We start from the raw sequence: 24,684 nt of genomic DNA on the forward strand, positions 1-24,684 counted from the left end.
GTATTGAATGAGCAAGGATTACGATCACCGCAGTATTGAAGCTGCAGCACGCGCTGATTGGGAGAGCGCACAAGCCTATCGGGTTACCGAGAATGCAGTAGATGCTTCTGGCAAGCTAAGACCAAAATACTATGCCTGCTCAATGTTGCCCTACCCATCAGGTAAGTTGCACATGGGCCACGTTCGTAACTACACGATTAACGATGTAATGGCGAGACAGTTGCGTATGCAGGGCTATAACGTACTCATGCCAATGGGTTGGGATGCGTTTGGTATGCCCGCAGAAAATGCGGCGATTCAGAATAAAGTACCACCAGCTAAATGGACCTACGACAACATTGCTTATATGAAAAAGCAAATGGCGGCGATGGGTCTGGCAATAGATTGGTCACGCGAAGTGGCTACTTGTAGTCCTGATTACTATCGCTGGAATCAATGGCTCTTTTTGAAGATGCTGGAAAAAGGTATTGCTTATCGCAAAACCCAAGTCGTGAATTGGGATCCAATCGATCAAACAGTATTGGCTAATGAGCAGGTGATTGATGGGCGCGGTTGGCGCTCTGGTGCCTTAGTGGAGAAGCGTGAGATTCCTGGGTACTACTTCAACATTACGGCCTATGCAGAGCAACTACTGACTGGTTTAGATGGTTTGGGTTGGCCTGAGCGCGTCAAGATCATGCAGCAGAATTGGATTGGCAAAAGTCGTGGCGTGCGTTTTGCGTTCAAGCACGAGATCCAAGACGCACACGGCAATTTTGTTCAAGATGGTCAGCTATATGTGTTTACTACGCGTGCTGACACCATCATGGGTGTTACTTTCTGCGCAGTTGCAGCGGAGCATCCTTTGGCGACATTGGCCGCTGCTAATAATCCAGAGTTATCTGCATTTATTGAGAAATGCAAAACCGGTAGTGTGATTGAAGCTGATCTTGCCACTCAAGAAAAAGAAGGCATGTTCACTGGTCTGTATGTGACACATCCACTGACCAATGAGCCAGTACCAGTTTGGGTTGGTAATTATGTTTTGATGTCCTACGGCGATGGCGCTGTCATGGGTGTACCTGCACATGATGAGCGTGACTTTGCTTTTGCGCTCAAATACAACTTACCGATTAAGCAAGTGATTGCTTTACGCACTCCATCGGAGATGTTCAACACCAGCCACTGGCAAGATTGGTATGCCCAGAAGGATGACGTCGTTTGTCTTAATAGCGGTAAGTACGATGGCCTATCGCATGAAGAGGCGGTTGATGCAGTAGCCAAAGATTTAGAGCAAATGGGTATTGGTGAAATCAAAACCACCTATCGTTTGCGAGATTGGGGTATCTCTCGTCAGCGCTATTGGGGAACACCAATTCCGATTATTCATTGTGGTGATGAGCAAAACTCAGGTTGTGGCGCTGTGCCAGTGCCTGAAGCAGATTTGCCAGTGGTGTTGCCGGAAGATTGCGTACCAGATGGCAGTGGCAATCCGCTCAATAAGCGTGCTGATTTCCTAAATGTTAAGTGTCCAAAATGTGGCAAGCCTGCGCGTCGTGAGACTGACACCATGGATACTTTTGTAGATTCATCTTGGTACTTCATGCGTTACACCGGTCCAGATGCAAAGACTATGGTCGATGAGCGTAATGAATACTGGATGCCAATGGATCAGTACATTGGCGGTATTGAGCATGCGATTTTGCATTTACTCTATGCACGCTTCTGGACTAAGGTCATGCGCGATCTCAATCTCATTACTTTTGATGAGCCCTTCCAGAACTTGCTCACCCAAGGTATGGTGCTCAATGAGACCTATTACTCTGAAGAAGTCTCTGGCAAAAAGACTTGGTTAAATCCCTTGGATGTAGAACTTGAGCTCGATGAAAAGGGCCGCCCTCACAGCGCTAAGCTGAAAGGCGATACTTCTGGCACACCAGTCATTATTGGTGGCGTTGAGAAGATGTCTAAGAGTAAAAATAATGGCGTTGATCCTCAGGCTTTGATTGATCAATACGGTGCTGATACTGCACGTCTCTTCGTGATGTTTGCTGCTCCTCCTGAGCAGCAGCTTGAATGGTCTAGTGCCGGTGTTGAAGGAGCTTCTCGGTTCTTGCGTCGCGTATGGATGTATTCCAGCAGTCAGGCTGATACAATCCGCGCTGCCGGTGAAACCTTGCCAAGCGATTTGAATGATGCTGAAAAAGAATTGCGTCGTGAAGTGCATACCATTCTGAAGCAGGCTAACTTTGACTATCAGCGTCGCCAGTACAACACCGTAGTTTCTGCAGCAATGAAGATGCTGAACGTCTTAGAGCCCGTGAAATTAGGCGATAAGTCTGCAGTGCGACCTGCTGTATTGCGTGAGTGTTTAAGTATTTTGATTCGAGTGCTGTACCCAGTAGTGCCGCACTTGACGCATGCTCTTTGGAATGAGCTTGGGTGTGATCAAACTTTTGGCTCGTTATTAGATGCGCCATGGCCCGTAGTAGACGAGACTGCGCTGATTCAAACAGAGTTGACCATCATGTTGCAAATTAATGGCAAGTTGCGTGGCGATATCCGTGTGCCTGCCGATGCCACTAAAGAGCAAATTGAGGCTTTGGCATTACAAAGCGAGCCTGCTGTGAAAGCACTAAACGGCGCAGCACCTAAAAAGGTGATTGTGGTGCCTGGTCGCTTGATTAATATTGTTGCTTAAATTGTTCAAACGTACCTTAACTACGGGCTAATCACATGCACACCGACCTCCTTCGAAGAACTGTGCTTGGTATGTTAGTCACGATTCCGCTCAGTGGCTTATTAGCTTGCGGATTTCGCGTTAGGGGTATGGTCGATTTACCTTTTAAAGTAATAGCAATTACTGGTAATCCATCGCCACCATTGCGCACTGATCTACAGACAGCCATACTGACTGGTACCGATGCGAAGTTGGCAATTAATCCTAGGGATGCCGACCTTATCTTGGAGATTACCAATGATCTGAATGGTCGCGAGGTGTTGGCTTACAACTCGAATGGGCAGGTTTCTGCTTATCGCTTAAACATTCGTGTTGGATTTAGAGCCTATGATAATGCTGGGGCGGATATTGTTCCTGAAGCTGAAATTTATATGACTCGCGATATGGACTTCTCGGTATCGACTGTGTTGGCAACGGACGTTCAAATGCAGCAATTTCTATCTTTGATGCGTCGAGATCTTGCAGTACAAATTCTGCGTCGAGTCTCTGCATCTGCTCGAGCACCGCAGGCTCGCAGTTTTTAAAAAATGATGAGCAAATCGCATGGTTAAGAGCGATGCCCTGCAGGTTCATTTGAAGTCGCTTAATTCGGCGGCTTCATTAAAGCCCCTCTACATATTTAGCGGTGATGAGCCTCTCCTCATGATGGAGGCGATGGACCAATTGCGTTCTACTGCCAAAAAAATGGGTTACACCGATCGTGAAGTTTTATTGCAAGAGCGTGGATTTGATTGGGGTGCTTTATTAAGCGCAGGCCAAACCATGTCCTTGTTCGGAGACAAGCGCTGGGTTGAGCTGCGTATACCCACAGGTAAGCCTGGGCGTGATGGTGCAGATGCGCTGAAGCAGTTCTCTGCCCAAATTGGGTCTCAGTCAGTGGGGTCTGAGGGCCCAGACACCATTTTTTGCATCATTCTGCCCAAATTAGATGGGAAGACTAAAACCTCTGCTTGGTTTACTGCTTTGGATGAAGCAGGTATGGGGATTCAATTGGATTCCTTGGATCGTACGCAATTGCCGCAGTGGATTGCAGGCCGTCTAAAAAAGCAGGGTCAAGAAGTTCAGTCAGGCCCAGATGGGCAGCGTGCTTTAGCCTTCATTGCTGAGCAGGTAGAGGGCAACCTCATTGCTGCTCATCAAGAAATTCAGAAGCTGGGTTTGTTGCATCCTGCGGGTGTTTTAACTGAGGAACAAATTCGGTCTGCTATTTTGAAGGTCGCTCGTTATAACATCTTTGAATTGACAGAAGCAATGTTAGCTGGCGATCTAGCTCGCCTTAATCGCATGTTAGATGGCCTCAAAGGTGAGGGCGAGCCTTTGGTCTTGATTCTGTGGAGCGTAACTGAAGAGCTTCGGATACTATCGAAACTGAAGGCGGCAAGCGATGCTGGGGAGTCGGTTCAGAATTTAATGCGTGCTAACCGCATCTGGGGTAACAAAGAGCGTTTATATCCGATGGCCTTAAAACGGGTGCAGCCTTTGAGGTTGCGCAGAGCGATGCAGGTGGCTGCAGGCTTAGATCGTCAAGCCAAAGGATTGCATGCGGCTGAATTACCAGCGGATCCTTGGGATGGTTTGCGTTTAGTGGGCAATCTATTGCGCTAGATAAAACAAGATTAATTTTGACATAGTAAATATATGAGTAATTCAACAAATACCATTCAGCAAATGATGCAAGACATTGGCCGTCGTGCTCGTCAGGCTTCACGTGCCATGGCGCGAGCATCCAGCGAACAAAAAAACAAAGCTTTATTGCATATCGCCAAATTAGTTCGTGAGCGCTCTGATGAAATTATGCGAGTCAATGCACTTGATGTTGCTCGTGCAAAGACCAATGGTCAAGACGCTGCATTTATTGATCGTCTCACCATGACACCAAAGACGATCGAGTCGATGGCCTTGGGTTTGGAGCAAATTGTTTCTCTGGACGATCCGATTGGCAAAATAACGCCATTGCAAAAACAGACCTCCGGTATTGAGCTCGGTCAGATGCGTGTGCCTCTGGGTGTGATCGGCATTATTTATGAATCTCGTCCAAATGTGACGATTGATGCTGCTGCACTGTGTCTCAAATCCGGAAATGCAGTGATTTTGCGCGGCGGTTCAGAGGCGATTGATTCAAATGCCTTGCTAGCGCAATTGATTCAAGAAGGTTTGGATGCGTCCAATCTACCCATGGATGCGGTACAAGTTGTAACCACCACAGATCGCGCTGCCGTTGGCGAAATGATCACCATGACTGAATATATTGATGTGATCGTTCCACGCGGTGGCAAAAGCTTGATTGCCCGTTTGATGGCAGAAGCGCGCGTGCCGATGATTAAGCATTTGGACGGCATCTGTCATACCTATATTGATGCTGATGCGGATGTCGCAATGGCAATCAAGGTTTGTGATAATGCAAAGACCCAGCGCTATGCGCCATGTAATGCGATGGAGACACTCTTAGTCAACAAAACTATCGCACCTCAAGTATTGCCAGCTCTTTGCAAAATCTATCAAGATAAAGGTGTGGAGTTGCGTGTTGATGTACAGACCAGAAACACTCTTGAGGCGGTAGGTTTTAAAGATTTAATCAATGCTACTGAAGAAGATTGGCAAACAGAATATTTGGCACCGATTTTGTCAATTAAGACTGTTGCGAATATGGACGAGGCAATGAGCCATATTGAGCAATACGGTAGCAAACATACCGATGCCATCATTACCAACAATCAAACGCAGGCCAATCGCTTCTTACGTGAAGTGGATAGTGCTAGTGTGATGGTGAATGCCAGCACCCGTTTTGCCGATGGCTTTGAATACGGTCTAGGTGCCGAGATTGGCATCTCGAATGACAAGTTACATGCCCGTGGCCCCGTTGGCTTAGATGGTCTCACTTCCCTTAAATACATCGTCATGGGTCATGGCGAGATTCGTACTTAATGAAGCCTTATTAACGAATTACAGAAAAATACAGAACGGAAATTATTCATCATGGGCAATGCATATTTATGGACTAAGACACTTCACATTGTCTTGATTGCCTCTTGGTTCGCAGGTTTGTTTTATCTCCCGCGTATTTTTGTGAATCTCGCAGATGAGAAAAATCCAGAGGTGTATGCGCGTCTTCTCGGTATGGCCAGTCGTCTGTTTCGTTTTATGACTATTTTGGCTGTGCCTGCAGTCTTCTTAGGTCTAACACTTTGGTTGCATTTCAGGATTGGTGCTGGAGAAGTTTGGATGCATGCCAAATTTTTCTTTGTCATCTTGGTTATCGGCTATCACCATGCTTGTTGGAGCTTGCTTAAAAAGTTCCGCAATGGTGTCAATACCCGCTCTGGAGTTTGGTATCGCTGGTTTAACGAGGTGCCAGTAATTCTTTTGTTAATCGTGACAGCCTTGGTTGTGATTAAGCCTTAACGCTGATCCCCAGCTAATTGTTGAATTGTTTTGATTTTTTACTTTCCCTTTTTTAGATTGCTAGCCTCATGAGATTTTTTGTTGTTTGTCCAGGCGGACTGGAAGTGCCACTTGCACAAGAGCTAGCAAGTATTGCGCAGCGTCCTGACTGCAAGGCTTTGGGCGCTTGGGTCATTGACCCAACACCTACGAGCCCTACTGGTGGAGTGGGTTTGGCGGCTCCTATCTCTGCAGCGATGGCTTTGAACTTACATTCCCGCATTGCAAGTCGAGTCTTGCTGCAAATGGCTGAATCCCCATATCGTCAGGAAGAAGATTTATATAAGCTGGCTAGCGGTTTAGCTTGGGAGGAGTGGTTTTCCTCTAAACAAACCCTGCGCGTTGATGTCACTGCACATCGCTCCCCACTAAAGAGTTTGAATTTCGCAACTCTGAAGATTAAGGATGCGATTGTTGATCGTCTCCGCGATGTCACTGGTGACCGTCCAAGTATTGATACCGCGTTTCCAGATGTGCGTGTTCAGGCTCATCTGACGGCAACACATGCCACAATCTATTTGGATACTTCTGGTGAGGCCTTATTTAAACGGGGCTGGCGTGATGAAAAAGGTGATGCACCTTTAAAAGAAAATCTCGCAGCAGGCATCCTGTCAATTACTGGCTGGAAACCTTCACAATCTTTATTCGATCCAATGTGCGGTAGTGGAACCTTTTTAATTGAGGCTGCACAAATGGCCTTAGCTATTCCGCCAGGGGCCATTCGGGCGGGGATGTATGGCGATGATGCCAAGCCGAGCCGCTTGGCTTATCGCCCATTGGTTACTTCAGCCCATGGCTTTGGTTTTCAACGACTCAAGCCTTTTAATGAGGCTGCTGAGCAAAAGCGCTGGGGCTCTCTGAAAGACGCTGCACATGCTGAAATGATGGAAAAGCGTAAACAGTTCCCAGATTCAGAATCGTTGGGGATTAGCGGTGGCGATATTAATGAGCGCCTAGTGGCCATGTTTAAGGGTAATTGGCAGCGTGCGCAGTTGCCTGGGCTGCCAGTGACTCGTCAGATTGACGCTTTAGCTAGCAAGCCCCCAGCAAATGCTCAAGGTGGTGTGATGCTCTTGAATCCCCCATACGGCGAGCGCCTAGTAATCAAGGGTGGACGAGGTCAAGATCGTAATGTAGGTGGCGATATAGAGCGAGATGACTATGAGCAAGCCGAGGAGCCAGAAGATCGCTATGCCTTTAATCTAGAGACAGGTCGTCAGAGCGCTAAACGCTCTAGCCGCGAGTCTCTCAAAAAGTTACAAGCTCAAGAAGAGCAAGATCCAAAGTTTGTCGAGTTCTTAAGACAGTTTGGTCAGCACCTTAAGGATGATTTTGGCGGTTGGAATGTTTTTGTATTAACGGCAGATATGGCCTTACCAGGGCAATTGCGCATCAAGGAATCTAAGCGCACACCATTATTTAATGGCCCCCTGGAATGCAGGCTGTTCAAGTTTGAGATGCATCAAAAACGCGATGCAGTAGCAGATTTAAAATAAAAAATATAGACAAGGAAGACGGCGATGGAATTTAAAACATACATGTGCTTAATTTGCGGCTGGGTTTACGACGAAGCTGCTGGCTTACCGGAAGAGGGTATTGCACCGGGCACGCTTTGGAAAGATGTGCCCATGAATTGGACTTGCCCAGAGTGTGGCGCACGTAAAGAAGATTTTGAAATGATGGCGATTTAATCGCTCCACATTAATTAACTACAAAAAATACTTTAGCGAAAGCAGGGCAGCATCTTGGGACAAAACGACATCTTATTTGAGCGTGCACAAAAAACGATTCCTGGAGGGGTGAACTCTCCAGTGCGCGCTTTTCGTCAGGTGGGTGGTACACCCCGTTTTGTTGCTAAGGCTAAAGGTCCTTATTTTTGGGATGCCGAAGGTACGCGCTATATTGATTTGATTATGTCTTGGGGTCCGATGATTGCGGGTCATGCGAATCCAGAAGTGGTTGAGGCGGTCAAGCAGGCAGCAGAAACCAGCTTTAGCTACGGCGCCCCTACCGAAGGTGAAATTGCATTAGCTGAACGCATCTGCCAGTTAGTCCCTAGTATTGAGCAAGTTCGTATGGTCTCGAGCGGAACTGAAGCCACTATGAGCGCTCTGCGTCTTGCACGTGGCTATACCGGTCGTGATCTCATTATTAAATTTGAAGGTTGCTATCACGGTCATGCTGATAGTTTGCTCGTTAAAGCGGGTTCGGGTCTTTTGACCTTTGCAGATTCCACTCAAAATGCTCCATCATCTGGTGGTGTGCCACACGATCTGGTAAAGCATACGATGGTGTTGCCATACAACGATGTGGCAGCGCTGAAGGAAGTCTTTCAGAAGCAAGGCAACCAGGTTGCCGCGGTGATTATTGAGCCGTTTGCTGGCAATATGAATCTCATTAAACCCTCAAAAGAATTTCTGACAACACTGCGTCAATTGACTAGCCAGCATGGCAGCGTATTAATTTACGACGAAGTGATGACGGGCTTTCGGGTTGCCTTGGGTGGCGCTCAATCTCTGCAAGGGATTACTCCTGACCTGACTTGTCTTGGCAAAGTCATGGGTGGCGGCATGCCGATGGCTGCCTTTGGCGGTAAAAAAGAAATCATGTCTAAGCTAGCCCCGCTGGGTAATGTGTATCAGGCGGGCACCTTATCAGGCAATCCGGTAGCCGTTGCTGCAGGCTTAAAGACCTTAGAGATTATTTCTAGAGAAGGTTTTTATGAGTGCCTGACTAGTCAAACTGAAAAGCTCATGGCTGGTTTAAAACTAGCTGCTGACGATGCGGGTGTGCCATTTTCGGTAGATAGCGTTGGTGGCATGTTCGGCTTTTACTTTGCCAATGAGGTTCCAACTTCTTTTGAAGCGGTGACTAAAACCGATATCGAAGCGTTTAAGAAATTTTTCCACCTGATGCTGGATCAAGGTGTGTATTTAGCACCGTCGGCATATGAAGCTGGATTTACCTCAATTACGCATGACAACGCCGTACTTGATGAAATCATTACTGCAGCAAAAACTGCATTTAAGAAGTTATAAGAGAATTTCTTAGTAAGGAGCTGCTAGCAAGCATTACATTCTGAGTGGATGGTCGTAGCCATCTACTTGGATAATCTTGAGATTCTTGCTGGGCTTGCCTGATTCTGGAATTTCCATTGCGGTGAGTTTTCCACCCCAGACGCAGCCTGTATCTAGTCCAATAACATTCTCATGTCGCAGTAGTCCTAGCGTTGACCAGTGCCCAAAGTAAATGAGGGAATCTTGGGTTTTTCTCTTGGGAGACTTGAACCAAGGGATATAACCCTTCGGACCATCTTCAAAACCTTCTTTACTCTCAAACTCCATGGTGCCTGTAGGGGTGCAAAAACGAATACGGGTTAGCGCATTGGTAATAGCGCGTAAACGGTCATACCCCTTGAGTGAGTTACTCCACTTATGGGGAGCATTGCCATACATATTCGCTAAAAAATCTTTATAGGATTTTTTGCGAAGCACTTTTTCTACTTCTTGTGCGCACTCAATTGTTTGTTGGAGATCCCATTGAGGTACCACGCCTGCATGGACGGTCAATACCTTGCCATTGCTTAATGCCATGGGTCGATGGCGTAGCCAATTAATTAATTCCGCTCTATCGGGTGCATCTAGAATGGGTTGTACGGTATCTAGCCCTTTAGTTCTTCGAATGCCAGCATCTACTGCAAGTAAATGAAGGTCATGATTTCCGAGAATGCACTCAATACGTTTTTCTTCTTGTAATTGCTTGAGGTAGCGTAAGGTGCCTAAAGAGTCGGGACCTCGATTAACCAGGTCACCCAAAAAAATCATCCTAGATTGAGTCGGGAGTTTTTTGACGAGTGCCTTCAAAGAGGGCGCGCAGCCCTGAATATCACCTACCGCATAAATCTTGTTCATACCCTATCTTAAAGCGGAACGAACTAAGACCCGCAATTAAGTTACCGAATCCTCAGAAGTCACTTTTTTAACTACGCTATAGCGCACTAATGTCTTTTTGCGTGCTTGGTCATGATTAACAACTGGTAGGGGGTAGTCACGACCCAGAAGGATTCCAGCCGCTTCTAGTTCAATGTGACCAGCTTCCCAAGGCGCATGAATGGATTTTTTGGAGAGCTTGTCGAGTTGCGGTAAATAGCGACGAATGAACTTTCCTTCGGGATCAAACTTTTGGGATTGGGTGATTGGGTTAAAAATGCGGAAGTAGGGTTGTGCATCACATCCTGAGGAGGAGGCCCATTGCCAGCCACCATTATTGGACGATAGCTCAAAATCGTTGAGGTGTTTTGCAAAATACATTTCGCCCCAGCGCCAATCAATTCCTAAATCCTTAGTAAGGAAGCTGGCAACTACCATGCGAAGACGATTATGCATATAGCCACTTTGATTGAGTTGATGCATTGCGGCGTCTACTAGTGGGTAACCAGTTTTGCCATCGCACCAAGATTTAAATAGTTTTTTGGCAGTGGCACCACTTTCCCATTCGATATTGTCATAGTCTGCTTTGAAGGCTGCACCTTCAGCAAGACGTGGATGGTTCGCCAGAATCATGAAATAAAAATCACGCCAGATCAGTTCGCTTAACCAGATCGTTGCACCCATGCTGCCTGCCAGCATGCGGCGGTGGGCTTCACGTACCAAGCCTCTAATCGAGAGCATACCAAAGCGTAGGTGTGTCGACAGATAGCTCACGCCCTTAATGGCCGGGAAGTCGCGACCGATTTGATACTGATCGATGCGATGGAGGAAGTCTTCTAAGAAGCTCTGGCCACCCTCAGATCCTGGCGGGAGATAAGTTTCAATTCCAGTCGGGCTAAAGCCCATTGATTGTAGAGGTGGAATAGGAGATTCCAAAGTATGTGGGATGGCTGCGAATTGCCCTTTCTTAGGAGTGCAGTCATATGCTGCGATATCTTTTTCTTGTAGCGTTTTGAGCCAATTATTCTTATAGGGGGTAAAGATTGAGAACACCGTATTTGAGTTAGTTAGAATTTCTTTCTTCTCAAAAATCACTTGGTCTTTAAAAGAGTCGAATTCAATGCCCCGCTTTTCTAGTGATTGCCTTACAGAGTCATCGCGGGCAATTGCCGATGGTTCATAGTCATGATTAGCATAGACGCTGTTGACGCCTAATAATTTCGCGATTTTAGGAATGCATTCCGTAGGTTTGCCATGCTGTACAACAAGTCCGCCACCTTGTTTTCTTAAGGCTTCATCAATCTGTTTTAGCCCTTGCCAAATAAAATCTACACGTCGATCATGCCTTAAGCCTGTCTCGTCCAAATCCTCGCTGCGGAGTGGTTCTAGGATGTCAGTATCGAAAATAAAGGTCAGCCATACCTGCGCATTATTTTTAAGGGCATGATGGAGAGCGGCATTGTCATAGAGGCGAAGGTCACGACGGAGCCAAACGAGAGCTTTTTTCATAGCCAACATCTTAGGGCTTATTGATGAAAAGTGCTTGAATTCAGTGGAATTTCTGTAAAATCAATCCCATATGAGCATGGCCAAAAAAGCCTCCACAGAAGCCGTTCAGGCTTCGCATTTAGCTAAGATGCTAGATTCATCAATTTCCTTTTCTGCAAACCACCTTGCCAATCAATTTTTGATTGCTATGCCAGGGATGTTGGACCCCAATTTTGAAGGCTCTGTCATTTACCTTTTTGAGCATACCGAGCGCGGTGCCATGGGTTTGGTTGTTAATCGTCCGACCGAGGTCGATTTGGCAACTTTGTTTGATAAGGTTGAGCTGAAGCTAGAAATTACCCCATTATTGGATCAGCCCGTGTACTTTGGCGGTCCTGTCCAAATCGAACGGGGGTTTGTTTTGCATGAGACCTCCACAGAGGTGGCGTATAGCTCTTCATTATCCGTTCCAGGCGGCCTCACGATGACTACTTCTAAAGATGTGCTTGAGGCTGTAGCAGCAGGTAATGGCCCCAGTAAGTTTCTAATGACTTTGGGGTATTCAGGCTGGGGTGCGGGACAGCTTGAAGAGGAAATTACCCTCAATGGCTGGATGAATGTTCCTCTATCTCAGCAGCAAATGATCGATATTATTTTTGATACCCCCTCTAGTCAGCGCTACGAGAGAGCGATCAGTCATCTGGGCTTTGACCCTTCCTGCTTATCAGGTCAAACGGGGCATGCCTAAGGATATGGGCGCAAAAGAGTTAACCATCATGGCTTTTGACTATGGCACTCGCCGTATCGGCGTAGCAGTGGGCAATACCTTGACCCAAGCGGGACAGCCCTTGAAAACCATTACAGAGGCTTCTAGTGATGCAAGTTTTAAGGTGATCGAGGAATTGCTTAAGGAGTGGCTGCCTAACCAGTTAGTGGTTGGTTTGCCATGTCATCCAGATGGCACCGAACATGAAATGAGTGCAAGGGCGCGGCGTTTTGGCAATCAGCTTCATGGACGTTTTGGGTTGCCAGTAGCCTGGGTGGATGAGCGCTATACCTCAGCAGTTTTAGAATCAGACCCAGAGATGCGGGACAATTTAGATGCCAAGTCAGCAGCCTTAATTTTGGAGCAGTATTTTCTTGAAAAGAATTGGATTGGTTGAGATGAATGCAGAGCGGTCGTATCGGAAACTATTAGAGGTAATCAAGCTTCGTAAAGATGCAAATGAGGTCTTTGAGTTGGCTGGTCTTGCGATGGGTGGTGCTTGGATTGCGGAGCGTTTGGCTGTCGATCTCAATTTGCCCCACTACGGTGTGATTAATGTGGCTTTTCATCGGGATGATTATGCAGAGAAGGGGATGACCGCGCTTCGTACTGCTAGCACGATGTCGACGAATCTTCCCTTTGAAGTAAATGGTGCAAATATGATCTTGATCGATGATGTTTTATTGACGGGTCGTACAGTTCGAGCAGCCCTTAATGAACTATTTGATTTTGGTCGGCCGGCACAAGTGCAGTTGATGGTATTGGCCGATCGTGAGAATCGTGAGTTACCAATCTCTGCTGATTTTGTGGGGGAGCAAGTGAGTGTTCCAGACAATAAAATATTAGTTTTAGAAAAAGATGATGCTGGCAAGTTCAGCTTTCAATTAGAGGCGCGCACAGCATGAGTCTAGATACCACTTTAGTGAATACTCCATTGAGCAGCCCCGTAAACCAATTTAATAGTTCTGGTGAGCTAACTCATCTTCTCACCCTAGAGGGTTTACCTAAGGAGCAGATTCTACATATTTTGGATACCGCTCAGCAGTTTGTGAGCATTACGGATCCTGCTAGAGAGGTAAAAAAAGTACCTCTACTGCGAGGTAAAAGCGTATTTAATCTCTTTTTTGAGAACTCTACACGCACGCGAACTACTTTTGAGATTGCTGCCAAACGTTTATCGGCCGATGTAATTAATCTGGATATCTCCACTTCTTCTACGGCTAAAGGTGAGAGTCTTTTAGATACCATTGATAACTTGGTAGCTATGCAGGCAGATATTTTTGTTGTACGCCACAGCGTCTCTCGGGCGCCGATTGAGATTGCTCAACATGTTCCACCACATGTGCACGTTGTGAACGCGGGTGATGGTAGTCATCAGCATCCTACGCAAGGCTTGCTTGATATGTATACGATGCGCCACTTTAAGAAAGACTTTAGTGGACTAAAGGTCGCTATCGTTGGCGATATCGTGCATAGCCGTGTTGCTAAATCCAATATCTGTGCATTGAGAACTTTGGGCTGTACTGATATCAGGGCTATTGGCCCTGAGAGCCTGCTACCAAGTGACTTGGATATGCTTGGGGTTAAGGTCTTCCATAGCATGGAGGAGGGTCTTAAAGGTGTTGATGTGGTGATGACTCTGCGTATTCAGAAAGAGCGCATGGAAGCTGGTCAGGTACCTGAGGGCGATGCCTTCTTTAAGCAATATGGCTTAACCCCTACACGCCTAGCCTTAGCTAAACCCGATGCCATTGTGATGCATCCAGGCCCAATGAATCGTGGCGTAGAGATAGATTCAGCAGTTGCAGATGGCCCGCAATCTGTCATCTTGAATCAAGTGACCTTTGGTATTGCGGTGCGGATGGCGGTGATGTCGATTGTTGCGGGGAACTAGAGGCAATTCATGGCCTCAACAGCAGTTCTATGAAGATGTACCGTCTTGAATTTCTTTAAATTTAGCAAGAATAGTCTTTGCCATTTCATCATAAGAGAAGCGGCCTTCAATGAAATCTCTTCCTAATGCTGCAACATTCTCAATTTTTTTCTTGTCATCAAGCAGCATAGAGAGTGATTGCTTGAATTCATCAATATTATTAAAAAGAATTAAGTTCTGATTATTAATTAATTCTGGATGGAGTTCATCGTAATTGTCAGAGCAAAGAATTGATCCCGAAGCCAAAATTTCGTAAGGCCTCATGTTGATTCCGCTTTGAGCCTCTAGTGCATTTTCTGGCCTTGCAATAATGCTCAGAACAACTTTGGATGAGTTGTAGAGCTTATTTAACTTTTCCCCATAGCATTCAATGCCTTTGATTGCTTTAAGTAGCGACGGCTTAGATAAAGCAGGTGCCACCCACCTTGAGCCATAGAGACTAACTTTATTGGTTACCTCTAATGCCGCTAGAATAAATTTCTCCCGGTGTACGCTATGTTTGCCAACAAACGAGATATCAATTGATTTTTTAGTGCCAGGAATATAGCGGAATTCATGATGATCGACTGCGTGTGGCAAATAACTTGTATTTGTAAATCCCAGCTCATTCAATACTCTTATCGCAATCTTGCTATAAGAAAAATACCAATCAAGATCCTTAGAAAATAAAGCTAGTCGATTAGGGTCTTGAACTGGGTCAACTAACCAGGCAATCTTAGGGACATTAATTTGGGTGAGCGTTGATTCTGAATAATGAATGCCGTGTATAAAAAATACGAAATCAGGATTATTTTCTTTGTAAAACTTCACTAGCTCTGTATTGAGATAGTTCCAATGCGTTAATGGGTGTCTTGAAAAAAGAAACTTCCCCTTTTTAAGAATCCGAAGGTTGTGAGCCCACTTATTAATCGCGTGGAATACGTACTTATCGACCCAATGGTGATGTTCATTTGCCAGGAAGGTAATTGTTTCTACCCCAGCATTTTCAAACCCCTTTTCCAGTCCTGGAACGATGGCTGGCTTAGATTGATAAACAATAAGAATACGGGTCATGAGGGGTGAGGCCTTGGTGGCGATGATTTGTAAGTTTACAATGCCATTGAATACTTCTTTTGTTGCTAAGAGAAACTTTAATCAATGCCAGAGGCTATATGAGGCTCCTAAAGTATTTTAAAACCCTGAAAATGATGTTTCGGTCTCTTAGCCATATTGTAGATATGGAAGAGGTTGAAGATTTAGAGCCTTTCTACTCTAAATTCCGCGCCAAAACGTCTAGCAATACAAATTCTAAGACTTTGGATCTAGGGTGCGGGGGTATTCCTAGGAATCCATTTAAGGCAGATCTTCTTTATGGGATTGATATCCGAGATAGCGCTAATCCCAACATTACTAGATCTGATCTTGCGCAAGAGGGAATTCCCCATGGGGATGCCTCCATGGACTACATTACCGCATTTGATTTTATCGAGCACGTCCCTCGGGTTGTTTATTTGCCGCAAATTCGCTACTCTTTTATAGAGTTAATGAGTGAGATTTATCGCGTTCTTACTCCTGGAGGGCTCTTTCTGGCTCAAACCCCTGTGTACCCATTTTCCGCATGCTTCACAGATCCAACCCATATCAATCCAATAACGAGCGAAACGTTCTCCCAATATTTTGATGATCAGCTTCAGTGGGGGAGGATGTATGGATTCAATGGCGCCTTCAAGATAGAGAGTCAAGTTCGCCATTCGACCCATTTAATCAGTGTGCTGAGAAAAGTTTGAGCTTGGTGAGAGACGCTGCACTCGAATCTATGGTGGAGGCCAATAAAGTATTGGTGCTCTACCATTACTTTGAAAAAGACCAGTCATACATTGATAACTTTGCCCACTTTTTGAGATATGGGTATGACCCAAGCTTAAATTATTTAATTATTGTTGCCGGAGAATATTCAATTGAACTGCCAGTTTTGGATAATATTGAGTACCTATTTACTGAAAATAAAAATTTTGACTATGGCGGGTATTGTGTGGCCATAAAAAATTTAGGTCTATGGCGACAATACGATTTTTATTTCTTTATTAACTCATCCGTGCGCGGCCCTTTTCTTTTGGGCTACTGCAATCAAAAATGGACTGACCTATTCATTGAGAAGTTTTCGGATGATGTTGGAATCGTCGGATCTGTTATCAGCATTACTCCCCATGAGCATTCTATTGCAAAGATGTACTATCAAAAGTACGGAATTCTTGACCGAAATGATCGGTTCTTGGGTCATGTTCAAACCACGTGTTATGTATTGAGTCGTCATGTTCTCAACCGGCTTATTGAGAGCGGTTTTTATGAGGGGGTTGACGCTCTCAGTAAGGATGAAACGGTACGAGACTATGAAATTCGGCTCTCTCAACTCATTTTGGATATGGGTTTGAATTTTCAATGCATGCTTCCTGAATACAACCAAGTAGATTACCGAGAAGCCTTGGTAGATATAAATCCTAGCTCAAGAGAGGGGGATAGTGGGTTTCAGGGTTCTTATTTTGGGAGAAGTGCCCACCCTTATGAGACCACCTTTATTAAGACAAGTAGAAATACTTTTTCTGATGAAGAGTTGCAGCGTTTTGCATTTTCTATGTCGACTCAATTTAAAGCTAATGACTATTTAGCGCAGCAAGGTCTAATAATGACCTATATTCAAAAAATTCAATCTTGCGCATTGAGGGTGGATGAAAATACAAAGCTGAATCAGCGCAATTTACTTAAACATTTTTTTAGGAGATTTAAGTAAATTTCGAATTACTTGCAGAAGTAATCGGCGATTTGTTGTTTGAATATTCTCGGCTCATCTTGTAACCACTTCCTATAAGTGCCAAAGTCTACATAGTGTTTTGGAAAGTTTTCCATCACATCGTTAGCGAGTTCACCGAAGGCTTCCACAAAGTTTGGGGCATTGCTATCAAATTTGTATTGCGATGGTATCGGTAGGTCGATTGCATTTCCGGCTGAACCCAATTTTCCTGTGATCAAGCAGCATCCATGCATTGCCGCCTCGCGTGGCATACGGTCCCTACCAGGATGGTGCCCAAAATCAATATATAACTTTGCGCTGTAGAGTTTTTCTGAGAGCTGGTCTCGGTTTAAACCCTTGAGGGGCAGAAATTGCCATTGAGGATAGCGCGCAATCAGTTGTTGTGTCACCTTCCAACCCTTGGTTGGGTTGTACAAAATAATATTTTTCTTGTGATCAATCTTGTCTAGATATTTATCCGTGAGGAAATCTTCATTGATGGAGTCGATTAATGGAATTGGGTCAATGCCACACGATTTTAGGTATTGAGTAGAATGCTCGGTCTGTGAAAAGTGCAAAAGACTTTTGAGATTCTTTGCTCCACCCCAGGGCCTCCGCTTTTGCAGGACTCGCTTGAAGTAACGTACGCGATCATGAAGGGGCCAAATATGTCGGCGTTCCAAGAAGTTTTCTAAGGATAACCACCAAAGAGCGGCTTTTGCATGCTTAACCTTAAGTGCAAGCATGGGATCCACTTCAGGGAAAATGATCAGGTTGCCTGGCGCATCCTCATAGGGTGCTGATTGAGTTTGATAGCGCTCATAAGGTGCGGGTGGCTTTGCTGTCTCTGAGAAAGGGAGGTAGCACATATAGGCTGGTAGGCCTAGACTGTTCATGTGTGCTGTCAGTTGGTGCAGCGCTTCGGGGCCGCCGGTAACTGCGCCAGCCGGGCAAACTACGAGTATCTTTTTATAGTTATGCATCTAAAAGTATTTGATTCTCAGTAAGTGATATTTAAGACTGTGCTGAATCTAATTGCTTATAGAAGCGCCAAGTATCCTCGCACATTCGCTCAATTCCATGTTTTGCTTCCCAGCCTAAGACTGTTTTAGCTAGGTCTGAATTTGCATAATACTCCGCCAAATCTCCAGATCTCCGCTCTACTAAATCGTATGGAATTTTCTTGCCACTGACTTTTTCAAAGGTGGCAATCATTTTAAGAACACTATAGGGTTTTCCAGTTCCCAGGTTGACTGTGAGTGCCCCAGGGTGATCCTCTAGATGCTGTAAGGCCAGTAAATGGCCTTGGGCTAGATCATCCACGTGGATATAGTCTCTGAGGCCAGTGCCATCTGGTGTTGGGTAATCATTTCCAAAGACTTTCAATTTTGGGAGGATGCCTAAAGCAATCTGACCAATATAGGGCATTAAGTTATTCGGTGTCCCAACAGGGTTCTCGCCAATCAAGCCTGATAGATGGGCTCCTACGGGGTTGAAGTAACGTAAGCAGGCGACTCTGAGTCCAGGATTGGCTTTTGCACTATCCCTGAGGATTTCCTCAACCATGAGTTTGGTGCGGCCATAGACATTAATAGGGGCGGTAGGCATACCCTCTTGGTATTGAGTAGTCCCTGGCTCTCCATATACGGTTGCAGATGAAGAAAATACAAAGGTATCTACTTTGGCTTGAATCATCTCTTCTAGGAGTGTGATGCTGCCAGCCACATTATTATCGTAATACTTAAGTGGCTCGCTTTGGGACTCGCCCACCGCCTTTAGTCCTGCAAAATGAATCACCCCATCAATAGGGTGATTTGCAAAGATATTCCTCAGTAAAGTGCGATCTCGAATATCACCTTGGTAAAAAGTAGGGGCTTGGGCGCTAATTTTTTCAATACTGTTAAGGGTGATTGCTTTGCTATTGCAAAGGCTATCTAGTATCACAACTTTATAGCCACTCTCTTGCAGGGCTACTACAGTATGTGAGCCTATGTATCCCGTTCCACCAGTGACCAAAATTGTCTTCATATTTCTCTAGATATTAAAAGTAAGGTGACGCTAGGTTCCTAATGGTATTCTCTCTATGGAATGTCCCTGGGGAGTCGAAAACACATTAATTAGGCATTATTTCCATAAATAATAATCCCCAGCAACTGATGATTACAGTAAATTTCTAGAATACCCATGAAACAGAATATAAATCACACGTATACAAAGCTCGACTGGTTTGTAATTTTGTGTGTTTTTATGTTCCCAGTGACATTTTTAACTGTTCGTCATGGCGTGCATGTCTCATTATTCGCTTTGCTCCTGGTTGCTGCTTTTCAGTTCTGGCATGCTGGTGTAAAAAATATCCAACTTGATTACCCGCGGGACTTTTTCATCCTGTTCATTTTTTCGGGCTTGCTTCTTTCGGTTTTAATTTCCCAAATATTTCGTGGGGCCATTCATCCTGCAGCATTTGATGGACCATCCCGAATCTTGTTTGCCGGGGCAGTCTTTTTATTGCTTAAGAATCTAAACATTCCTTACATAAAAATATTGGGTATGGCGATCCCAATTGCACTTATATGTATTTTTACTGTGATTATTTTGAGCCCCCTTGATCCACATTGGATGGGTAGATACTCCATGTATTTTGTTGATCCGAATACCTTGGGATCTCAAACCTTCATTCTTGGCCTCCTATCTCTCCTGATGATTGGTTGGAGTGGAAAAAAATCCGCCTTATTAATTGCCTTGCAAGTGCTTGGCGGCTTGCTGGGCTTATATGTTTCTATTGGCTCTGGATCGCGCGGTGGCTGGCTCACTGCACCATTTATCCTTTTGCTTATTTTATTGCTAAGGCTTGGTGATATTTCTCATGCCAGCCAATCGCAAAAGCAGAAAATGTGGCTACAGACGATTGCGGTTTGTATTGCTATCTTCCTTGTATTTTTAATGGGATTTTATTTTTCAGAAAAGCTATCTACTCGAATTATTAGCGGTTATTTTGAAGTTCTCCATTGGTTTAGTGGGGCTAATTTAGATACATCTGCTGGTACTAGACTAAGTATGTGGAAGTTTGGCTTTCAGTTTGCAAACGAGAGTTTGTTATTTGGCTACGGCGAAGAGAAAAATATGATGCAGGTTTTACAAAACAGCCCGCTTAATATCGCTGCTAACGAAACTGCCATTAACACTATGGCATTAACTGGCCCACACAGTGATATTCTGAGCAAGCTCTTGTCTGCAGGCCTCTTTGGATTGGGTGCTTATTTAGGCCTATTGCTCGTACCATTTTCTATCTTTTGGAAGCAGCGTAATGCCCAGGATTTCAACGTAAAGCAAGCCGCCAGAATTGGTCTTTTTTATATCACTGGCATATTGATTGCTGGGCTTTCAAATGAGCAGTTGTCCCTCAAGTACTTATGTACTTTTTATGGGCTGATGATTGCTGTGCTATTGGCGCAGGTACTACATAAGCCTTCAGCAGGGCGTATCAATTAATGTGGCTTTGATCTATGACTGATGCAAAAGTCATTCTATTTTCTGACTCGTCTATCAATATTGGTGGTCAAGAGTTGCAAGAGTTACAGCAAATGCGCTCGCTCAATGCATTGGGGTTTCAAACAATTTTGCTATGCAAACCCATGAGTGCAATATCTACTCGTGCCAAGAGTGAAGGCTTGGATGTAATTGAGATTCGCTTTCGAAATGCTTTTCATATTCCGAGCTTGCTGCAGCTCTTCCGCTTGGCCAAGGAGAAAAATCCCACAGCAATGTTTTGTCATGGCAGTCATGACGCATTAATTTCTGCGCTAGTGGGTATGGTGCAAGTGCTTCTTGGTCGTAAGCGTATTCCTGTTTTTCGAGTAAAAACTTTTCAGCATGGTTACCCGCTATCGTTTGCCTATAACTATCTTTTTTCTGGGACGGTAATTCCTAGTGACTACCTACGTTCACGGTTTTTGGCGAATTCCGCCATCAACCCTCAGAAGCTCAAGGTTGTTTATCCGGGAATCGATTTTTCAGCACTGGATTGCTTGGCAGATCAACTGCCAGATCCTGTTTTGAATTGGTTAGATACCCATCCGGGACCGGTGATATCGCATGGCGCAATTCTGAGGAGTGAAAAAGGGCACAGCACGATTTTGAAGGCTCTCGTTGAGGTAAAGAAGGTGATCCCAGATGTGCGCTATTTAATCGCGGGAGAGGGGCAAGATAAGCCGCTGTTGGAAGCCGAGATTGCAGCGCTTGGTCTTGGTGAGAATGTATTGTTAACGGGAATATTAAAAAAGATCGCGCCATTACTCAGGAAGAGTGACTTAGCTGTTTTTCCTTCTTTAATTGAGCCTCTGGGGATGTTTCAGATTGAAGCGCAATATTTAGAGGTGCCGACTATTGCAAGTAAGGTGGGTGGCATTCCAGAAACGATGCTAGATCAAGAGACTGGCCTGATGATTGAGTCCGGCAATGTTGAGCAGTGGGCTAAGGCCATCGTCTGGATGCTATCGAATGCTGACCATGCAAAGCAGATGGCAAAAGCAGGAAAACACATGGTTGTGGAGAAATTCTCTCTTAATGCAAATACCAAAAGCCTGATTAGCTTGTTTGAAAAAGCTTAATTAAATCCACTCAAAGGCATTATTTTTTCTGAGTCCATGTATGGACATGCCATGCTCTTTGACTTCATTTCGGCTCGCTTCAGCTTGTTGCTTTTTAGCTTGAATCTTCCCAAGCTTTCTTTGCATCCAGCTCTGATTCAGTAATTTGTAGTTGTAGCGATTCGCTAAGCCATCTTTTTCTGCGAGCCCTCTTTCTTGTTTCATAGCAGTTTGGGTGATCGAGCCAAAGTGATGTAGCCACGATGCACCAGTAATCGCAGTTTGAATATTCGACTTCTTGAGCTCATTGAAGAACAAGGTGTCTTCATAGCCAAGGAGCTTAGGGATTGGCTGGAAATAGCCTACGTCCATCCAGACTGACTTATGAATGGCTAGGCACACTGCATGCTTACTGCCAAAGCGATGTACATCCTTCATTTCTGAGCTAGCGTGAAGGTTGAATGCTTCAAAGTCGTAGTCCAGTGGCCCCTCAATGAGCGCTGGGCTAATGACTTTGAGGTTTTTGGATTCTGCAGCGTGAATCAGGTTCTCAATCCACAGGGGTGACACGAGAACATCATTGTTCATGATGATGCTCCATTCGCTTTGAAGTGCGAGCGCCCCTTGATTCCAGGCTGTCCCACATCCCAAATTAGTGGAGTTGAGGATTCTTCCGCCTAAAGGCAGTGTCGAGAGGTAGTCGCGCGTCCCGTCGGTAGAGTAGTTGTCCACCACTACAAGCCGATCTAATGGGGTGCCATGCTTCACCATGCTATCAATACACATTTTTGTGTATTCAACAGAGTTGTAGCAGGCAAATGTCAGGCTATATTTGTTAGGATTCACGATTTGATGGTGGTAATGTTTTGTTAAAATGTACTTATAAGCTGAAATTCAGGGTTGTAGGGCTTTAATCTGAATTAAATAATGCTCTTAGCTATCCTTATCGTATTACATTTCGCACTTCATTTATTGGTAAATCATGATTTTAATAACGGGCGGTGCAGGTTTTATTGGTAGCAACTTTGCCCTAGATTGGCTGGCCGATCCAAAGGCTGAAGGGCTGATTAATCTCGATAAGCTGACCTATGCCGGCAACCTGGCTAATTTAGCGGCCCTGAAGGATGATCCCCGCCATATTTTTGTTCATGGGGATATTGGCGATAAAGAGTTGGTTGCCAGCTTGTTAAAAGAGCATCAGCCCCGTGCCATTGTCAATTTTGCTGCTGAGAGCCATGTGGATCGATCAATTCATGGTCCTGCTGAGTTTGTGCAAACCAATATTCTGGGTACCTTTAACTTACTGGAGTGCGCAAGAGCTTATTGGAATAGCTTGGATGAGTCTGCCAAGAAAGCATTTCGTTTTCACCATGTCTCCACTGATGAAGTGTATGGGTCTTTGTCATCCACCGATCCTGCTTTTACCGAAAAGAATGCTTACGAGCCCAATAGTCCTTATTCTGCATCTAAGGCTGCTTCAGATCATTTAGTGCGTGCTTGGTTCCATACCTATGGTTTTCCGGTAGTCACTACCAATTGCTCCAATAACTATGGCCCATATCACTTCCCAGAAAAGTTGATCCCGCTGGTAATTCTCAATGCCCTGAATGGCAAGCCTTTGCCAATTTATGGTGATGGTCAGCAGATTCGTGATTGGCTTTATGTTAAAGATCACTGCTCCGCTATTCGTGAAGTTTTAGCTCAGGGCTCATTAGGTGAGACCTACAACATTGGTGGCTGGAATGAAAAAGCCAATATTGATGTCGTAAAAACGATCTGTACGATCTTGGATGAACTAAAGCCACGTGCTGATAACAAGTCCTATGTAGAGCAAATTACTTTTGTTACAGATCGCCCTGGTCATGATCGCCGCTATGCGATTGATGCTAGCAAGGTGGAGCGCGAGTTAGGTTGGCGGCCTGCTGAGACATTTGATACGGGGATTCGTAAGACAGTGCAGTGGTATTTGGATCATCCAGCCTGGGTAGAGGGCGTTGTTAGCGGCAGCTATCGTGACTGGTTACAGAAACAGTACAGCTGAACCGCTGAACCACACAGGCCTCCAATGAATATCCTCATATTTGGTAAAGATGGGCAGTTAGGTAAAGCATTTCAAGTTCTATTGGATTCGCTAATACCCACTTTGGTGGAAAAGCCTCATGTTCAATATATTGGACGCGCTGAATGTAATTTATCGGATGCTACTAAATTAAATTCTCTCTTAAATCAATCCAATCCTCAGTTAATTATTAATGCCTCAGCGTATACCGCTGTTGATAAGGCAGAGACTGAGTCGGAATTAGCATTTGCAGTGAATGCAACAGCACCTGCGCTGATGGCTCAATATGCGGTTCAGCATGGAGCTACTTTTTTGCATTACTCCACAGATTATGTTTTTGATGGCGAGAAGTATGGTTTTTATCTAGAGGATGACATGCGAAATCCTCTCGGTGTTTATGGCAAGAGTAAGGCGGCTGGAGAAGAAGCTATTGCTCAAGCATTTGCAAGCGGTTCCTCAGGAAGCGCTGGTCAATATGCGATTTTTAGAACAAGCTGGGTGTATGGAGACGGCGGTAATTTCATTCGTACGATTTTGCGATTGGCAAAAGACCGAGATGAGCTGAAGGTGATTGAAGATCAATATGGCGTTCCCACCAGTGCTCAGTGGCTTGCGCAAGTGAGTTTAGGTTTGGCAATAAACGAAAAAGGGTATTTGAGTGCATTCCCGTCCGGTATCTATCATGCCGTTCCAGTCGGTGAGACAAGTTGGCACGGTTTAGCCTGCTGGGCTGTTCAAGCTGCTTTAGATGCTGGGGTGTCGTTGAAGGCGCCCCCCCACGCTATTAAGCGAATTCCTGCAGTGGAGTACCCTTTGCCAGCCCCACGGCCCATGAATTCACGGATGTCGACAGATAAGCTCCGGAAGGTCTTAGAGGATCAGGGTGATATGTCAAAATTGGAACTATTAAATCAGCCCTGGGATGGAGCCGTTCGCTCTTATGTCCACCATTTGGCTAAAGATGGATCTATCTAAAGAGAGAGCTATGGCAGTAAA

At 45.1% G+C, this 24,684-nt stretch carries 24 protein-coding genes; 18 read left to right on the forward strand and 6 right to left on the reverse strand.

Going from position 1 to position 24,684, the window contains the following annotated elements:
* Window positions 1-7 precede the first annotated feature (7 nt).
* From leuS to hemL, 8 genes are all read left to right on the forward strand, one after another.
* Window positions 8-2,680 carry a leucine--tRNA ligase gene (leuS, locus tag AOC19_RS01175; RefSeq protein ID WP_215376790.1) on the forward strand — a complete coding sequence of 891 codons (2,673 nt, stop codon included), beginning with the start codon at window positions 8-10 and terminating at the stop codon, window positions 2,678-2,680.
* 35 nt (window positions 2,681-2,715) lie between these two features.
* The gene (gene lptE, locus AOC19_RS01180; RefSeq protein WP_215376793.1) at window positions 2,716-3,243 is read left to right on the forward strand and encodes an LPS assembly lipoprotein LptE; all 528 of its coding nucleotides are present in this window, start codon (window positions 2,716-2,718) and stop codon (window positions 3,241-3,243) included.
* A gap of 19 nt (window positions 3,244-3,262) precedes the next feature.
* Window positions 3,263-4,324, forward strand: coding sequence for a DNA polymerase III subunit delta (gene holA / locus AOC19_RS01185; RefSeq protein WP_215376796.1), 1,062 nt, complete (start codon window positions 3,263-3,265; stop codon window positions 4,322-4,324).
* A 33-nt stretch (window positions 4,325-4,357) separates the two neighbouring features.
* The gene (locus AOC19_RS01190; protein ID WP_215376799.1) at window positions 4,358-5,644 is read left to right on the forward strand and encodes a glutamate-5-semialdehyde dehydrogenase; all 1,287 of its coding nucleotides are present in this window, start codon (window positions 4,358-4,360) and stop codon (window positions 5,642-5,644) included.
* 51 nt (window positions 5,645-5,695) lie between these two features.
* Window positions 5,696-6,121, forward strand: a complete 426-nt coding sequence (locus tag AOC19_RS01195; protein WP_215376802.1) for a CopD family protein — start codon at window positions 5,696-5,698, stop codon at window positions 6,119-6,121.
* Between the two features lie 68 nt (window positions 6,122-6,189).
* Complete coding sequence (locus AOC19_RS01200; RefSeq protein ID WP_215376805.1) at window positions 6,190-7,656, forward strand: THUMP domain-containing class I SAM-dependent RNA methyltransferase; 1,467 nt, start codon at window positions 6,190-6,192, stop codon at window positions 7,654-7,656.
* Between the two features lie 24 nt (window positions 7,657-7,680).
* Window positions 7,681-7,851, forward strand: coding sequence for a rubredoxin (locus AOC19_RS01205; RefSeq protein ID WP_011902084.1), 171 nt, complete (start codon window positions 7,681-7,683; stop codon window positions 7,849-7,851).
* 54 nt (window positions 7,852-7,905) lie between these two features.
* A complete protein-coding gene (gene hemL / locus AOC19_RS01210; RefSeq protein ID WP_215376808.1) occupies window positions 7,906-9,198 on the forward strand; it encodes a glutamate-1-semialdehyde 2,1-aminomutase in 1,293 nt (430 codons plus the stop codon).
* Between the two features lie 33 nt (window positions 9,199-9,231).
* Here the strand turns inward: hemL and AOC19_RS01215 are convergent, their stop codons facing one another.
* Together AOC19_RS01215 and AOC19_RS01220 are read right to left on the reverse strand one after the other, a co-directional pair.
* Window positions 9,232-10,071 carry a symmetrical bis(5'-nucleosyl)-tetraphosphatase gene (locus AOC19_RS01215; protein ID WP_215376811.1) on the reverse strand — a complete coding sequence of 280 codons (840 nt, stop codon included), beginning with the start codon at window positions 10,069-10,071 and terminating at the stop codon, window positions 9,232-9,234.
* Window positions 10,072-10,107: 36 nt separating this feature from the next.
* A complete protein-coding gene (locus tag AOC19_RS01220; protein WP_215376813.1) occupies window positions 10,108-11,598 on the reverse strand; it encodes a cryptochrome/photolyase family protein in 1,491 nt (496 codons plus the stop codon).
* A 127-nt stretch (window positions 11,599-11,725) separates the two neighbouring features.
* Here AOC19_RS01220 and AOC19_RS01225 point away from each other — a divergent pair, with 127 nt between their 5' ends.
* Genes AOC19_RS01225 through AOC19_RS01240 form a run of 4 tightly spaced genes read left to right on the forward strand, consistent with a single transcriptional unit; the run spans window position 11,726 to window position 14,237 of the window.
* The gene (locus tag AOC19_RS01225) at window positions 11,726-12,325 is read left to right on the forward strand and encodes a YqgE/AlgH family protein (protein WP_251368086.1); all 600 of its coding nucleotides are present in this window, start codon (window positions 11,726-11,728) and stop codon (window positions 12,323-12,325) included.
* Window positions 12,318-12,740: a Holliday junction resolvase RuvX gene (gene ruvX, locus AOC19_RS01230; protein ID WP_251368049.1), complete on the forward strand. Its 423-nt coding sequence runs from the start codon at window positions 12,318-12,320 to the stop codon at window positions 12,738-12,740. The genes AOC19_RS01225 and ruvX overlap by 8 nt, the downstream gene beginning before the upstream one ends.
* A 1-nt stretch (window position 12,741) precedes the next feature.
* Window positions 12,742-13,248, forward strand: coding sequence for a bifunctional pyr operon transcriptional regulator/uracil phosphoribosyltransferase PyrR (pyrR, locus tag AOC19_RS01235; RefSeq protein ID WP_435367683.1), 507 nt, complete (start codon window positions 12,742-12,744; stop codon window positions 13,246-13,248).
* Complete coding sequence (locus AOC19_RS01240; protein ID WP_251368050.1) at window positions 13,245-14,237, forward strand: aspartate carbamoyltransferase catalytic subunit; 993 nt, start codon at window positions 13,245-13,247, stop codon at window positions 14,235-14,237. The genes pyrR and AOC19_RS01240 overlap by 4 nt, the downstream gene beginning before the upstream one ends.
* A 27-nt stretch (window positions 14,238-14,264) precedes the next feature.
* Here the strand turns inward: AOC19_RS01240 and AOC19_RS01245 are convergent, their stop codons facing one another.
* A complete protein-coding gene (locus AOC19_RS01245) occupies window positions 14,265-15,329 on the reverse strand; it encodes a glycosyltransferase (protein WP_215376819.1) in 1,065 nt (354 codons plus the stop codon).
* A 164-nt stretch (window positions 15,330-15,493) separates the two neighbouring features.
* On the opposite strand from AOC19_RS01245, the gene AOC19_RS01250 reads away from it, so the two are divergent.
* The gene (locus AOC19_RS01250; protein ID WP_215376822.1) at window positions 15,494-16,042 is read left to right on the forward strand and encodes a methyltransferase domain-containing protein; all 549 of its coding nucleotides are present in this window, start codon (window positions 15,494-15,496) and stop codon (window positions 16,040-16,042) included.
* A gap of 29 nt (window positions 16,043-16,071) precedes the next feature.
* Window positions 16,072-17,043 carry a hypothetical protein gene (locus AOC19_RS01255; protein ID WP_215376825.1) on the forward strand — a complete coding sequence of 324 codons (972 nt, stop codon included), beginning with the start codon at window positions 16,072-16,074 and terminating at the stop codon, window positions 17,041-17,043.
* Window positions 17,044-17,051: 8 nt separating this feature from the next.
* On the opposite strand, the gene AOC19_RS01260 is transcribed toward AOC19_RS01255, so the two are convergent.
* Window positions 17,052-18,026 carry a hypothetical protein gene (locus AOC19_RS01260; RefSeq protein ID WP_215376828.1) on the reverse strand — a complete coding sequence of 325 codons (975 nt, stop codon included), beginning with the start codon at window positions 18,024-18,026 and terminating at the stop codon, window positions 17,052-17,054.
* A 31-nt stretch (window positions 18,027-18,057) separates the two neighbouring features.
* Window positions 18,058-19,071 carry a UDP-glucose 4-epimerase GalE gene (gene galE / locus AOC19_RS01265; RefSeq protein ID WP_215376831.1) on the reverse strand — a complete coding sequence of 338 codons (1,014 nt, stop codon included), beginning with the start codon at window positions 19,069-19,071 and terminating at the stop codon, window positions 18,058-18,060.
* Window positions 19,072-19,227: 156 nt separating this feature from the next.
* Between galE and AOC19_RS01270 the strand changes: the two genes are divergently transcribed.
* On the forward strand, window positions 19,228-20,532 hold the full coding sequence (locus tag AOC19_RS01270; protein ID WP_215376834.1) for an O-antigen ligase family protein: 1,305 nt from the start codon (window positions 19,228-19,230) through the stop codon (window positions 20,530-20,532).
* 14 nt (window positions 20,533-20,546) lie between these two features.
* On the forward strand, window positions 20,547-21,650 hold the full coding sequence (locus AOC19_RS01275; RefSeq protein ID WP_215376837.1) for a glycosyltransferase family 4 protein: 1,104 nt from the start codon (window positions 20,547-20,549) through the stop codon (window positions 21,648-21,650).
* Here the strand turns inward: AOC19_RS01275 and AOC19_RS01280 are convergent, their stop codons facing one another.
* Window positions 21,651-22,475, reverse strand: coding sequence for a glycosyltransferase family 2 protein (locus tag AOC19_RS01280; protein ID WP_215376840.1), 825 nt, complete (start codon window positions 22,473-22,475; stop codon window positions 21,651-21,653). It lies immediately after the preceding gene.
* 136 nt (window positions 22,476-22,611) lie between these two features.
* Here AOC19_RS01280 and rfbB point away from each other — a divergent pair, with 136 nt between their 5' ends.
* Entirely contained in the window at window positions 22,612-23,670 is a 1,059-nt protein-coding gene (rfbB, locus tag AOC19_RS01285; protein WP_215376842.1) for a dTDP-glucose 4,6-dehydratase, read from the forward strand.
* 24 nt (window positions 23,671-23,694) lie between these two features.
* Window positions 23,695-24,663, forward strand: coding sequence for a dTDP-4-dehydrorhamnose reductase (gene rfbD, locus AOC19_RS01290; RefSeq protein ID WP_215376845.1), 969 nt, complete (start codon window positions 23,695-23,697; stop codon window positions 24,661-24,663).
* The last annotated feature ends 21 nt before the right edge of the window (window positions 24,664-24,684 follow it).

This window comes from Polynucleobacter asymbioticus (assembly GCF_018687575.1).
Classification (GTDB): domain Bacteria; phylum Pseudomonadota; class Gammaproteobacteria; order Burkholderiales; family Burkholderiaceae; genus Polynucleobacter; species Polynucleobacter asymbioticus_C.